Source organism: Kineosporia sp. NBRC 101731 (assembly GCF_030269305.1).
In the GTDB taxonomy this organism is placed as follows: domain Bacteria; phylum Actinomycetota; class Actinomycetes; order Actinomycetales; family Kineosporiaceae; genus Kineosporia.
Map to the genome: position 1 here is coordinate 28,155 of NZ_BSTC01000013.1, position 14,065 is coordinate 42,219.

Here is a 14,065-nt window from a genome sequence, read left to right on the forward strand (position 1 = left end):
GTAAGGGTGGCTTCGATCGCACGATGTCGGATGTGGCCTGGGACTCGACTAACCTAGGAAGGTCACGAACCTGTGCGGCGTTGACCACGAGGGTCAGTCCGACGCCGAAACCCCAGCCGATCACCGGAGGTATCACCGTGTCCGCGCAGTCCGTCCCCACGCAAGCGCGCCCCCTGGTGATTGCCGTCGACGGCCCTTCCGGGTCGGGCAAGTCCAGCGTCTCCCGTGAGGTGGCGCGCCGGCTCGGGCTGGAATACCTCGACACCGGTGCGATGTACCGCGCGGCGACCTGGTCGGTGGTGGAGGCCGGGATCGATCTGGCCGACGCGGCCGCGGTCGCCGAGCACGTGCGCAACCTCGACCTGACCATGGCCACCGACCCGACTGCTCCCGGTGTCTGGGTGGCCGGTCACGACGTCTCCGCCGCGATCCGCGAGACCCGGATCTCCTCGATCGTCTCGAAGGTCGCGACCAATCTCGACGTGCGCGCCGAGATGCTGAAGCGCCAGCGCGACCTGATCACCGTCGGCCGCAACGGCACGCACCAGGGGTGCGTCGCCGAAGGCCGTGACATCACCACCGTCGTCGCCCCCGATGCCGACGTGCGTCTCCTGCTCACCGCGAGCGAGGAGGCGCGACTCGCGCGGCGGGCCAAGGAGCTGCACGGCAGCGCCGACGCCGCGTCCGTCGAGGCGACGCGCGACCAGATCGTGCGTCGCGACTCCGACGACTCCACCGTTTCCAATTTCGAGGTCGCCGCGGACGGCGTGCTGCACCTGGACTCCTCGGCGCTCGATTTCGAGCAGACCGTCGATGCCGTGCTGGCCGCCATCACCCGCATCGTCACCGGTTCGGTCACCGACCTCGACGAACACGCCAGGGCTGGTGCCGTTTCCTGATGTCCAAGCAAGACCGCTCCACCAACGAAGAAGCCGAACCCGTCGTCATCGACGTGGCCGCCGGTTACGGGGCTGAAGAACCCGAGGCTCCCGGCCTGGACAACGCTCTGCGGGCCGGGCTGTCCGAGTACGACCTGTCCGAGTCCGACCTGCGTCTGCTCGAGGCCGGCGCCGACGGCGCCCTCGGTGAGGAGAATGCGGGCCCGCTGCCGGTTCTCGCCATCGTCGGGCGTCCCAACGTGGGTAAGTCCACGCTGGTCAACCGCGTGCTCGGTCGTCGCGAGGCCGTGGTCGAAGACGTTCCGGGTGTTACCCGTGACCGGGTTCGCTACGAGACCGAGTGGGCCGGGCGACGTTTCGTGGTCGTCGACACCGGCGGCTGGGAGCGCGACGCCAAGGGGCTGGCCGGCCGGGTGGCCGAGCAGGCCGAGATCGCGATCGAGCTCGCCGACGCCGTGATGTTCGTGGTCGACGCCCAGGTCGGCGCCACCGCGACCGACGAGGCCGTGGTGCGCCTGCTGCGCAAGACCAAGAAGCCCGTCATCCTGGCGGCCAACAAGGTCGACGACACGCGGGGTGAGCTCGAGGCCTCGTCGCTGTGGTCCCTGGGGCTGGGGGAGCCGTACCCGGTCTCCGCACTGCACGGTCGAGGCAGTGGTGACCTTCTCGATGCCGTCCTCGCCGCGCTGCCCGAGGTCTCGGCGGTCGGTCCCGAGCAGGTCGGTGGGCTGCGTCGCGTGGCTCTGCTGGGCCGTCCGAACGTGGGCAAGTCCAGCCTGCTCAACGCGCTCGCCGGCGAAGACCGCGTGGTCGTCGACTCGGTCGCCGGTACCACCCGTGACCCGGTCGACGAGATCATCGACCTCAACGGCCGGCAGTGGCGTTTCGTCGACACCGCGGGTATTCGCCGTCGCGTGCACCTGACCCGGGGCGCCGACTTCTACGCCTCGCTGCGCACGCAGGCCGCGCTCGAGAAGGCCGAGGTCGCCGTGGTGCTCCTCGACTCCTCCGAGCCGTTGTCCGAGCAGGACCAGCGCATCATCTCGATGATCGTCGACTCCGGCCGGGCCCTTGTTGTCGCCTACAACAAGTGGGACCTGATGGACGAGGAGCGTCGCAAGTTCCTCGAGCGCGAGTTCGAGACCGACCTCGTGCAGATCCAGTGGGCTCCCCGCATCAACGTGTCCGCCTCCACCAAGTGGCACGTGAACCGGCTGACCCCGGCCCTCGACACGGCCCTGGAGTCGTGGGACACCCGCGTGCCCACCGGCAAGCTGAACTCCCTGCTCGCCGAGATCATGCAGTCCCACCCGCACCCGGTGCGCGGTGGCAAGCAGCCGCGCATCCTCTACGGCTCGCAGGTCTCGACCCGCCCGCCGCGGTTCGTGCTCTTCACCTCCGGCTACTTCGAGGCCGGTTACCGCCGGTTCATCGAGCGCCGGCTGCGTGAGGCCTTCGGGTTCGAGGGCACCCCGATCGAGGTGTCCGTGCGGCCGCGCGAAAAGCGTTCCAAGAAGAAGTAAACCGAAAATTGAGGACGCCCTGGAGACTCGAGTCTCCAGGGCGTCCTCCATTTCGTGGTCGCCCAAACCTCTTCGTGATCATGCAAAACCTCCCCGAAGTTCTAGAACTTTCGAGCGCAGAGTTCTAGAACTTCGGGGAGGTTTTGCATGATCACGGAAGGGTGGGCGGTTAGCTCGCGCTCGCCGTTGCCGTCGGCTGGGGAGCGCCGCTCGGCGGGGTGCCACCGGCGCCGCCCTCGGGACCGCCCGGGGGAGTGCCGCCCTGACCCTCGCCGCCCACCGGTGCCGCAGCCGCGTCGTCCTTACCCGTGATGTCGATCGCCGCGGTCAGCTTGGCCACGTAGCCCTTGCTCACACTGCCCGTCGCCGTGGCCATCTCGGTCGCCGCGTCGTCGTCGCCGAAGACGTTGTCGTCGGCGATGGTGACCTGGCTCAGGTTGCTGACGCTCTTGCTGTAGCCGTCGGTCGCGTAGACCAGGTCGTTGATGTCTTCGGGCATCGCCATCTGTGAGGTCTTGCGGATCGTGCCCTCACCGCTGGTCGCGTCCTCGACCGAGGAGTACACCTCGAAGTGGATGTGCGGCCAGCGACCCGAGTAGCAGGCGGGGTAGATGCTCGTGAACGAGGCCAGGCCGTTCGCATCGGTCGCCTGGATGCCCCGCAAATAGTTCTCCTGCGTGATGCCCTCGGTGTAGAGCGAGTAGTTGCCGTCCCGGTCGCAGTGCCAGACATACACGGCCGCACCGGAGATCGGTGCGCCGGAAAGATCGGTGATCGTGAACTCGATGGTCAGCGGCACACCCTCCGCCGTCGTGGTCGAGTCACCGAACGACGAGGTGATGTCGCTGCGCACGATGCCCGACTCGGTGCGCACGTCGACGCCGTTGGTGCCGTCGGCGGGGTAGGGGCCGTTGGTCTCGGTCTCGATCTCGGTGATGCCGCTGCTGGTGGTCGAGCTGCCCGAGCTCGTCGAGTCGCTGGTGCTGCCGCAGGCGGCGAGCAGGAACACCGAGCTGATGCCACCGAGCATCTTGCGCCGCGACATGGTGCGCAGGTCGAAGCCCAGGCCCTTGTCATGGACAGCTCTCACGTAGGCGGCGTTGTCGGTGACGGGGTCGGGAATCTGCTGCTCGGTGCTCACGGCTGGGCTCCTGTGCTGGGAGGCGGTCGGTATGTCTTCACCCAAGCAACGGCATCTATGTGCCTGTTGTGGAGTCTCTGTGACGGGTCTCCGTGATCACTGACAGATGGCTGGGAGCTGGGGAGGGGCGGGCGGTCCACTAGTCTTGACTGGTTGCGTGACCACAGAACTTTCCTTACAAGCAGATGTTGGACGACATGAGCGAGCATGAGGACCGGCGGGACACCGTCGACGAGATCGACCTGGACCAGTGGGTCAAGGTGTGGGACGAGCGGCACACGTTCGAGGCGCACGGCCTCACGGCGCCGGAGCCCGGTCGCGACGAACCTGCCGACGAGAAGCGCTCGTACATCGTCAGCATGTACCCGTACCCCTCCGGCGACCTGCACATGGGCCACGCCGAGGTGTACTCGATCAGCGACGTCATCGCCCGGTTCGACCGGCTGCGGGGCTACAACACGCTGAACCCGATCGGCTGGGACTCCTTCGGGCTGCCCGCCGAGAACGCGGCGATCAAGCGCGACCTGCACCCCCGGCAGTGGACGTACGACAACATCGCCGTGCAGGCCGCGAGTTTCAAGCGCCTGGGTGTCTCGTTCGACTGGCGTACGCGGCTGCACACCTCCGACCCGGAGTACTACCGCTGGAACCAGTGGATCTTCCTGAAGCTGTTCGACATGGGCCTGGCCTACCGCAAGGCCTCGCCGGTCAACTGGTGCCCGAAAGACCACACGGTGCTGGCGAACGAGCAGGTCATCCAGGGCAAGTGCGAGCGCTGCGGCACCGTCGTCGAGCGCCGCAACCTGACCCAGTGGTTCTTCCGCATCACCGACTACGCGCAGCGTCTGCTCGATGACATGGACCAGCTCAAGGGCCAGTGGCCCGAAGACATCCTGGCCATGCAGCGCAACTGGATCGGGCGTTCGTCCGGTGCCCACGTCGACTTCAGGATCGTCGGCCGTGACGAGCCGGTGCGGGTGTTCACCACGCGTCCCGACACCCTGTACGGCGCGACCTTCTTCGTGGTCGCCGCCGACGCGCCGCTGGCCCGTGACCTGGTCACCGACGAGCACCGCGAGGCGCTGGAGACGTACATCGCCGCGCTGGGCGGTACCTCCGAGATCGAGCGGATGGCCTCCGACCGCGCGAAGACCGGCGTCTTCCTGGGCTCCTACGCGATCAACCCGGTCAACGGCGAGCAGATCCCGGTCTACGCGTCCGACTACGTGCTGGCCGACTACGGCACCGGCGCGCTGATGGCCGTGCCGGCCCACGACCAGCGCGACCTGGACTTCGCCAAGGCGATGAACCTGCCGGTCCGCAAGGTGGTCGAGACCGGTGAGGACGACCCGGCGGTCACCGGTGTGGCCACGGCCGCCCGCGGCACAATGGTGGGGTCGGGCGAGTTCGACGGGCTCCCGTCGGCCGAGGCCCTGCCCGCGATCATCGCCCACCTGGAGAGGTCCGGGGTCGGCGAGGGCGCTATCACCTACCGCCTGCGCGACTGGCTGCTGTCGCGGCAGCGCTTCTGGGGCACGCCGATCCCGATCATCCACTGCGAAGACTGCGGTGAGGTCGGTGTTCCCGAAGACCAGCTGCCGGTTCGCCTGCCGGAGAGCGGCTTCTCGCTGAAGCCCGACGCCAACCAGTCACCGCTGGGCACGGCCACCGAGTGGCTCAAGGTCGACTGCCCCACGTGCGGCAAGCCCGCGCAGCGCGACACCGACACGATGGACACGTTCGTCGACTCGTCCTGGTACTACCTGCGTTTCCCCAACCCGGACTACACCGAGGGGCCGTTCGACCCCGAGGGTGTGAAGCGCTGGCTGCCCGTCGACCACTACATCGGCGGCAAGGAGCACGCGAACCTGCACCTGCTGTACGCGCGCTTCATGACCAAGGCCCTGCACGATGCCGGGCTGCTGCACTTCGTCGAGCCGTTCAAGCGCCTGACCAACCAGGGTCAGGTCATCATGGACGGCAAGGCGATGAGCAAGAGTCTGGGCAACCTGGTCAACCTGCAGGAGCAGATCAGCCAGTACGGCCCCGACGCCGTGCGCGTCACGATGATCTTCGCCGGTCCGCCGGAAGACGACATCGACTGGGCCGCGGTCTCTCCCTCCGGTGCGGTGAAGTGGCTGAACCGGGTGCGGCGCCTGGCCTCGGCCGTGCCCGTCTCCTCGCTCGGTGCGGCGGTCTCCACCGGTGACACGGCGGTGCGCCGGGGTGTGCACCGTCTGCTGGACGAGATCACCTCGAAGATGGAGGCGGGCCGCCAGAACGTCGTCATCGCCCGTCTGATGGAGCTGACGACGCTGCTGCAGCAGGCGATCGACAGCGGTCCCGGTGCGGCCGACCCGGCCGTGCGGGAGGGCGTGGAGGCTCTGGTCGTGGCCCTGTCCTGCTTCGCGCCGTTCACGGCCGACGACTCCTGGGTGAAGCTCGGCCACGAGCCCTCCGTCGCCACCACCACGTGGCCGGTGGTCGACAAGTCCCTGATTGTGGACGAGGAGGTCACCTGTGTGGTCCAGGTCAACGGCAAGGTGCGGGCCCGCCTGCAGGTGCCGGCCGCGATCACCGAAGATGACCTGAAGGCCCTGAGCCTGGACTCCGACGCCGTGCAGAAGGCCGTGGGCGACGCGAAGATCGTGAAGGTCATCGTGCGGGCCCCCAAGCTCGTCAACATCGCCCTGGCCCGATAAGGGTCACGCTTGGCATCCGCGACCCGTGCAAAACGCGGGTCGCGGATGCGCTAAGCTAGCTACGCGTTCAGGGCGGGTTACCCGCTCCGGGCGAGTTCGGGCTGTAGCGCAGCTTGGTAGCGCACCTGACTGGGGGTCAGGGGGTCGCAGGTTCAAATCCTGTCAGCCCGACAGACGCGGTTCGCCGCGAAAGAAGGCTCTGGCCAGCAGAAATGCTGGCCGGAGCCTTCTTGGTTTTGCTGGTCTTGCGGTCCCATCGCCGGGTCTGATTGGGCAGTACAGCAGCGAAGTACAGCAGTAGCTCGGCGTGCGCACCCATGTCCCGCGGTCGTAGTGATCCGCCGCCGTCTTGGAGCGTGGTGCTCTTCAGGACGGCGGCGAGCAAGAAGAGCGCAGTCATCCGAACGACGGAGGTAATCGCAGCCCACTTAGGACGTGCCCCGTCTAAGATTTTCTTATCTGAAAGAATTTTTCCGGGGGCACTTATGAACGCCACGAGCATCACAATCACCAGTATTTTAGGGGCCATATCTGTAATAATGTCATTCCTGGCCTATCGTGCGAACAGGCAGAAGTTGCATATTCAGTATTCGGTTTTCAGTAGGGCGAAGATTCTCCAGCCGGACACGCCGCAGTCTGTGGCTGTCATGGTGGACTCGGTTGAGGTGTCTTCGCCTAGCCTTATGACGCTTAGAATTCTGAACACTGGTGATCGGGCTATAGATGATTCTCATTTCGTGGCACCGCTACACATTAAGTTTGTTGGCGCGTCCAGCATTGCGCAGGCATCAGTCACGCAGGCGAGACCTCCGAGTGTCAATGTGGATCTCGATATTGATGGCGATACTGTAAAAGTCCAGGCCGCTCTCCTGAATCCGAAAGATATATTTGAGGTGCAGGTCATTTCGTCGGGGTTTCCTGAATCGATAGAGGTGGACGGAAGGCTTCGAGACGTGCGGATTAGTGAAAGTCTCTTGCGGAAATATGCAAGACCTAACCTATTCTCAACTCCAAGTGATTACGTGATCGTGTTCCCGACATTGCCGCTGCTGTACTTCATGATTACTCTCTTTATTCTTCCCCTTGCGCTGATGTCAATCCCTCAAGGGCAGCGATCGGGAATATCCATCCCCATCCTGGCGACCGCCTTGTTGATCGGAATCGCGCACTCGGTCTTTCTGGTGAAGCGGGCTCGTCTCTGGCAAATGAAATAAAGCAAGATCAAAAGCCCAGTTCTGCTGAGCCTGAGTGATGCTCCGAGTCTCCCGGGGACGGACTCCGCGGCTTCATTCCAACGAAGTCCATCCGGCCGGGTAGTACTAGGGCGAGCGTCAGGATCGGTAAATGGCGAGAATGGGTAGTGTGCTCATTCGGCTGAAGAAGTTTCGTTGCCGGAGGTTGGACGCTCTTCCGAATTTAGCTCCTGGCCGAGTTGCTGAAGTGCTTCCCGGGTGGCTTTGGAGGAAGCCTGGGCATAGATATCCATCGTCATCGCGATTTGGGTATGTCGCAGAATCTTCATGATCACTCGCGGGTGCACGTCCAGATCGACAAGCAGGGTGGCACATGTGCGGCGAGCGTCATGCACTGTGATCCGGCGGACGCCGGCCGCCTCGCAGCGGGCCTCGAAATAGCGGCTGAAGTTCCGAGGCTCGATCGGAGTGCCGTACCGAGTGGTGAACACCCAGTCTCCAGGTTGCCAGGCTTCACCAGCGGCCTTCTCGGCCCTTTCCTGGACAGCCTGCTGCCAGCGAAGAGCGGCGGTTCCGAGAGAAACGAGCGGGAGTGAGTCTTCTGATTCCTCGGTCTTCGTCTTACGGTGATACAGCTGACCATGTACGCGCTGCAATTGGTGGTTGATGGCTAATGTTCCTCCGGCGAGATCAACGTCATTCCAGAGCAGTCCTAGAGCCTCGCCCTTCCGGAGCCCGATCGTGAGAATAAGCACGTAGACCGCGTACATTGGGTCTTGGGCACTTCGGGCACTTTCGAGGAAAGTGCGCGCCTCGTCGCTTGTCCAGGAACTCCGCTTCCTCTTGCGACGAGTCGGGACTGTGACTGACATGGCCACGTTGCGGCTCAGCAGTTCCTCACGCATGGCTTGCGAAAGGGCCGACCTGAGAACGGCACGGACGCCGCCGACGCTGCGATCGGAAAGGAAATCATTGCAACACTTGCTGGCCGCGCAGCACCGGGGGACAGGGCGCTTGGCGTCACGCTCATTGGCGCAGCAGAGGCACGTCTTTCGGAGATTGTTGATCCAGATCTGCACGTCCCGAACGCCGAGCTTGTCGAGTCGCTTCTCTCCCAGGTGCGGGATGATGTGCAGGCGCGTGTGCGATTCGTAGATCGCGTACGTCGCTGGCGCGGCGCCCGGTGCGATCACCTCGGTAAGCCACGTGCTGAGGTAGTCGCCGAGCTTGGGCACCTTCGGGGCGACGGAACCCTTGCTGGCTTCGCCCATCAGCTTGATCCACTTTTCGTGCACGATCTCGCGCGTCTTGCCGTAAACGTATTTCCGCTGGCGCTTTCCGGAAGGCGTCGTGATCCAGACGTAGGCGCCGTATCCGTTCCGGTAAGGAAAGATCGAACCTTCGCCGTTCGCTCGGGACCTGGTCACGCGGCATGCTCCATTTCATCGACGCGGCGGGCAATGTACTCGTCTACCCACTCGGGGAGGATCCGGCGTGATCGCCCGTCTTTAAGCGATCGCATTTCGCCGGTGATGACGAGCATCTTGGTTTTGGTCAGGCCGTAGCCGAGCATCGCGGCGACTTCGGCGACGGTGTGCCACTTCGGGGCAATAACGGTGGTCTGAGCCTTCATGCGGGGTGGCTCCTCGTCCGTGAGGTTTCAGGCGCAGTTCGGGTGGGTGCGGGTGCCGTCGTCGTAGGTCATGGGTTCGCGGCATCGGATGCAGGTGGCCGGGGGCATGTCCTGAGATGCCGTCCCAGTCGTCCCAGCCGTCCCGTTGCTGGTCACGGGCGGTGCGGCATCGGCGTTTGCCGTCCCAGATGCCGTCCCAGGGGTGGGGTCGGGCCGTCCCAACGGACCGGCGGGCCCGTTGCTGACGGTCGGAGTGTGGGACGGCTGGGACGTCTCTGGGACGGCATGGGGGACGGCTGTGGGACGACTTCGGGGTTGCTCTGACCAGGGCGGGGACGGCTGGGACGGCTGGGACGGCTCCCACAGGGGTCCCTGGGCCTGGATCTCTGGTTCGGCATCGGTCGGCGTCTGGGGGCAGTAGCGGGCCCAAGCGTCGGTGAACATGGCTTGGCTGTAGCCCTTGGCCTGGTGGCCGTTGGCGAACCGGATGTTCTTGACCCGGATGTCGTACTCCCGAAGGAGCTTGGCGAGCTGGGTCGCGGTGAGGCTTTCGCCCCGGGGGCCGTAGTCGATCCAGGGTGCTTCCTCGTCGAGGTTGAGCCGGGCCAGGAGCGTTGCCGTGGCCAACGCGTCGTCACCCTCGAATGCGGTGCGGATGTCGGCCAGAAGCCGCACCTGTAGGGGCTGGTCGGCGTTGGCCTCTCGTTCGGTGGTGAGGTCGACGCAGGCGGCCCGGGCTCGCTCGGGCCAGGTGCCCCCGGCGAGATCGGCGACGGCGACCAGGGCTTCCCACGTGTCGGCGGCACGGTCCTCTACAGGCATCGGGGGCTCGGCGTGCTGTAGCTCGGGGTGGGAGCGGATCCACTTGTTCAGTTCGGCGGCGAGCTTGCGCAGGGCCGGGCCGTCACGACGCTCGCGGTAGGGGGCCACGGATTCGCCGTCGGCGCGGCGGCGCATCCGGATCACGGCGGCCCGGTCTTCGATGGTGTCGGGCATGGCGCCGATCCCGGCCAGGGCCGCCATCGTGAAGGTTTGGATCTTCTCGACCTTGCTCTTGGACGCGTCGTAGCGGATCGTCGGCCGGTTGCGCTGGTGACCAGCGTTCAGCAGTCCTCGCAGGTCTTCGTTCGCTCCGGCGGCGGCCGGGCCGAAGATGGTGTCGGCTTCGTCGATCAGGAGCGTCGGGGGGTCATCGCTGCCGATGCTGCGGTAAACCGCTGCCGGGGAGGCGTTCACGGTCAGCAGAGCGTTCCAGCACAGGGCCTCGACGATGTCCAGGAGCCGGGACTTACCGCAACGCTTCTCGGGGGCTCGGATGACCAGACGGGCGGCGTGAGTCCAGAACTTCAAGCCGTGGGTGGCAGCGATCCACAACACGACGGCATCGGCGGCGGGGTCGCTGGGAAGGATGACGTAGCGGGTCAGAGCGGACCGCACGCGGTCCAGGAGTTCGGCTCCCGGGTTGCTCTGCGGGACGGAGTTGGCATTCTTCACAGCGGCTTTCCTCGTTTCGATGGGGGAGAGTTCGGGTCAGCGGCGGGTGCCGCGTTGTTCGGTGCGCAGGTACTCGTAGACGCGGCGGCCGAAGCGCAGGCGCAGGCCGGTGCCGTTGCAGCGGCCGTGGATTCGCACGGCGCGGATGTCGAACGGGGCCCGGCGCTTGCCGGTCCCGTGGCAGTAGCGGCAGGGCTTGAACGGCCAGATCCAGCACGTGAACGCGTAACCGGCAGTGATCAGGGCGGTGAGGGTGAGGAGTCCTGCGGTGGTGGCGAACCACTCGGCGATGTGGCTGGTAGCGGTCTGTTCGCCGGTGGCCAGGAGTTCGGCCGGCATCGGGGCCCGGGCCAGCAGGAGAGCGGCGGTGTGGTGGGTGGCGGTAGCGGCGTGGGACAGCATCGTCTGGCCTCCAAGGCCTGTTTTTGGGCGTGAGAGGTCACCGGCGCTACCCGCTACCTGCTTTCTCGCAGGTAGCGCCGATGCAGGTCAGGTGAGGGTTGAGGTGGTAGCGGGGTGGGTAGCGCTGCCGCTACCGGGTAGCGGTGCTGCCGCTACCTTCCGGGCCGGATCACGGGCGGGACGATGGGGCTTGAGTCCGCGGTTGATCGGGCGTCGGGGTGTGGTTCAGGCGGTTGCGTGGCGGGATGCGATGGCGGCGGTCAGGTCTTTGTGGCGCAGACCCTTGAGGGTTTCTCCAGCGACCTTGACGTTGACGGACGGTAGTTTCAGGGCCCGCAGTTGGGCGGAGATGGTCTCGGCGCTGATGTCGGCGTAGTGCTCGGGGAACGTGGTCGCGAGGCGGGCGGCGATGTGCTGCCAGTGCAGGCCGGGCTCACCGGGTGAGTAGATGGCGGCGACGTCGGCCAGGACGTCGCGCACCTCGCGGGGCGCTTCCTCTCCGGCGGCGTGGCCGGAGAGGGTTCCGGCTCGTTCGCGGTGTCGGCGGGCGGCTTTGAGGATGTTCTCGGCGTCGCCGTGGTCGGCCAGGTACGTCCTGACGATGGGGGTCTCATCTGTTGCGCCGTACAGGATCCCAATGCCCTTGAACTTGTTGCGGGCCGAGGGCAGGGCGGAGGCGTCGAATCCTTCCTGGTAAGCGTCGCCACCGAGCACGGCGTCGGAGACGACGCGGTTGCCGCACTTGAGGGCGAACCGCACGGCGTGGTTGTCGCGGTAGCGGTTGAACAGCCGGCCGACGTCCCCGGCCCCGATCCCGGAGGGCTTCTGCGAACTGGACAGGAGGATGACTCCGGCGGAGGGGCCGACGGCCATGATGTACGAAAGGAGCTTGGCTATCTCCTTGTTCGTCTCCTGGTCGTCGAGTTCGTAGTAGACCTGGAACTCTTCCATCACCAGGAGCCAGACCCGCAGTCGCGGGTACTTCCGCGAAAGCTCCCGCGTGATCTTGCCTTCGGGGCACTCCGACGTCGGCAGGGTGGCCAGGAACTCGTTCACATCCTCGATGTGCTTCTTGACCTCCGTCAGCATCTCGACCAGGTGCCGCACGGGATCGTTGTCCCGGGCGTTGGGCACGGTGCCGAACACGGCCCGGTGCGCGACGAGCCTGAACTTGTCCCAGTCGGGCGAGTTCTTGCCGTCGGCCAGGAGGATCCGAACGTACGGGTCCAGGGCCGCGAACAACGCCAGGGCCCGGGTGGCGAACGTCTTGCCTTTACGGGGCTGAGCACCGATCAGGATGGAGATCCACATCAGGTCCAGCCAGACGTTGCGGCCACGCTCGTCCAGGCCGAACGGCGCCGGGGCCCAGATGTCGCGCGGTTGGCAGTCCAGGAGCGGGGATCGGCCGGCCGGAATGGCTAGCGGGTTCCGGTCGGTCACGAACAGCTCGTGACGGCGCTCCGAGGAGTCGTCCGGACTCAGGAACACCTGGTGCACGGACACATCCAGGCCGGAGGCGATAGCAGCCCGGGCGTTGCGGGCGTGGGTGAACCCGGTGCCGAACGGCAGATCGATCGCCACCTGCGAACCGGTCCCGGTGATGTCGCGGGACATCGGGGTCGCGAACGTAATGACCTTGTCGGCCTTGTCCGGGTTCCCGAGACCAGCGGCGTAGTAGGCACGCAGGACGATGTCCGGGTTCATCCGCCGGAACCGTCCGGTGACCACGGCCTTGGCCACGATCGAACGGTCCGCCGGGCGCCCGACACGGGCCAGCAGCAGCGCGGCACCGGCCAGGATTGCGACCAGGAACCACGTCGGGGCCAGGAACCACAGCGCGGGCGCACCGATGGCCAGGGCCAGGGCCTCACCGGTCAGGACGATGCCCCGCCACCGGCGCGTGGCCTTCACCTCGCGGTGCAGGCGTAGCCACACCTGCGCATCGTTGTCGGCGGCGGCTTGCTGACGCAGGCCGAACTGTTCGACGAGCCACCACCAGCGCAACTGGTGACCGATGACCACCGGGACACCGACCAGGGCCCAGAACAGCACCTGGACTGCGTACCAAGGGGCTCGGACCGTGTGAAACGCGCTGATGTGAGCGGTGAGACGCACCGCGTCCTCAATGGTGGCCTTGATGTTCTCCCATCCGCTCAGGTTCGGCGGGATGATCGGCAGCCGGGAACCGGCGGTCTCGACGCCGGCCCGCAGCGGAAGGGCATCGACGACAGCCCCGCCGGTCTGCGGTTCGTCGTCGAGGGCCACGTCGAAATGGCCCTCGTGGACCTCACCGATGACCGCTTCGGTGTCCGGGTTGCTGTCCGGGTCTGCGTCCGGGTGGTTGTCCGGGAGTGAACGGATGCGGGCGGCGGCCAGGTCGACGACATTCGTCTCCCGCTCGTCCGTACTGGTGTCCGGGTGGTTGTCCGGGGTCTTGTCCGGCGGGGTGCCGTATGTGGGGGCGGTACTCATCCGTGGTTCCCCTTCCAAGATGGTGCAGCGAGTCCCGTTGATCGGTGGCGGCCCTTCCGTCTTTTGGGCATGACGGACCGCCGCGTTCAGGTCGTGCGGGGTGGACGCGGTGCGGTGGTGCAGGGGGTTAGATCAGGCGGCCAGGGAGCCGGGCTCGATGGCCTGCGGCTCGGCCTTCTCGGGGACCGGGGTGGTGTTGAGGTAGCGGCGGGTGGTCCGCTCGGTCACCCCGACGCGCTCAGCGATCCGGGCGACGGTCCAGTCCGGATGCTTCTCCCGCAGGGAACGGGCCTTCTCGGCGTTGCTGCGCCCCGTCCGCTTCCCACTCCGGCCCGTGCTGGTGTTGCCGCGTTCTGCCTGGTCAACCGATGCCGGCCGAACCGGGTCGCTTTCTTCGGCCTGGTCGTCCTGACGTCCGCGGATCAGGGACGCGGCGATGGCCCTTTCGGTCCAGGCCTCCGCCTCCGTCGGCCAGGGCAGCGGGCGCTGCCGATCGTCGGCGGCCCGGGCGGCGCCCTCTTGAATCACACGGTCGAGGTGATCCAGGTACTCGGCCGTGTCCTGCTCGTACTGCTCCAGTTCGGCGGCGTCCCGTTCGGTGTCGGG

At 66.2% G+C, this 14,065-nt stretch carries 10 protein-coding genes and 1 tRNA gene; 5 read left to right on the forward strand and 6 right to left on the reverse strand.

What is annotated here, in order from left to right; genetic code table 11:
* The first annotated feature begins 137 nt into the window (after positions 1-137).
* Positions 138-899, forward strand: coding sequence for a (d)CMP kinase (gene cmk / locus QSK05_RS28260; RefSeq protein WP_285600399.1), 762 nt, complete (start codon positions 138-140; stop codon positions 897-899).
* Complete coding sequence (der, locus tag QSK05_RS28265; RefSeq protein WP_285600400.1) at positions 899-2,422, forward strand: ribosome biogenesis GTPase Der; 1,524 nt, start codon at positions 899-901, stop codon at positions 2,420-2,422. Before cmk ends, der begins: the two co-directional genes overlap by 1 nt.
* Before the next feature lie 169 nt (positions 2,423-2,591).
* On the opposite strand, the gene QSK05_RS28270 is transcribed toward der, so the two are convergent.
* Positions 2,592-3,563: an intradiol ring-cleavage dioxygenase gene (locus tag QSK05_RS28270; protein ID WP_285600401.1), complete on the reverse strand. Its 972-nt coding sequence runs from the start codon at positions 3,561-3,563 to the stop codon at positions 2,592-2,594.
* Positions 3,564-3,760: 197 nt separating this feature from the next.
* On the opposite strand from QSK05_RS28270, the gene leuS reads away from it, so the two are divergent.
* The 3 genes from leuS to QSK05_RS28285 all read left to right on the forward strand — a co-directional run bounded on the left by leuS (position 3,761) and on the right by QSK05_RS28285 (position 7,479).
* Positions 3,761-6,265 carry a leucine--tRNA ligase gene (leuS, locus tag QSK05_RS28275; RefSeq protein WP_285600402.1) on the forward strand — a complete coding sequence of 835 codons (2,505 nt, stop codon included), beginning with the start codon at positions 3,761-3,763 and terminating at the stop codon, positions 6,263-6,265.
* A 97-nt stretch (positions 6,266-6,362) separates the two neighbouring features.
* Positions 6,363-6,436: transfer RNA gene (locus tag QSK05_RS28280), tRNA-Pro, on the forward strand.
* Between the two features lie 314 nt (positions 6,437-6,750).
* Positions 6,751-7,479 (forward strand): hypothetical protein, encoded by a 729-nt coding sequence (locus tag QSK05_RS28285; protein ID WP_285600403.1) that lies wholly within the window; start codon positions 6,751-6,753, stop codon positions 7,477-7,479.
* 152 nt (positions 7,480-7,631) lie between these two features.
* Here QSK05_RS28285 and QSK05_RS28290 read toward each other — a convergent pair whose 3' ends face one another.
* The 5 genes from QSK05_RS28290 to QSK05_RS28310 all read right to left on the reverse strand — a co-directional run bounded on the left by QSK05_RS28290 (position 7,632) and on the right by QSK05_RS28310 (position 13,459).
* A complete protein-coding gene (locus QSK05_RS28290) occupies positions 7,632-8,885 on the reverse strand; it encodes a tyrosine-type recombinase/integrase (protein ID WP_285600404.1) in 1,254 nt (417 codons plus the stop codon).
* Positions 8,882-9,091 (reverse strand): excisionase family DNA-binding protein, encoded by a 210-nt coding sequence (locus QSK05_RS28295; RefSeq protein ID WP_285600405.1) that lies wholly within the window; start codon positions 9,089-9,091, stop codon positions 8,882-8,884. The genes QSK05_RS28290 and QSK05_RS28295 overlap by 4 nt, the downstream gene beginning before the upstream one ends.
* A gap of 27 nt (positions 9,092-9,118) precedes the next feature.
* The gene (locus tag QSK05_RS28300; RefSeq protein WP_285600406.1) at positions 9,119-10,585 is read right to left on the reverse strand and encodes a DUF3631 domain-containing protein; all 1,467 of its coding nucleotides are present in this window, start codon (positions 10,583-10,585) and stop codon (positions 9,119-9,121) included.
* A gap of 36 nt (positions 10,586-10,621) precedes the next feature.
* Positions 10,622-10,987, reverse strand: coding sequence for a hypothetical protein (locus QSK05_RS28305; RefSeq protein WP_285600407.1), 366 nt, complete (start codon positions 10,985-10,987; stop codon positions 10,622-10,624).
* A 225-nt stretch (positions 10,988-11,212) separates the two neighbouring features.
* Positions 11,213-13,459, reverse strand: coding sequence for a hypothetical protein (locus QSK05_RS28310; RefSeq protein ID WP_285600408.1), 2,247 nt, complete (start codon positions 13,457-13,459; stop codon positions 11,213-11,215).
* Positions 13,460-14,065 lie beyond the last annotated feature (606 nt).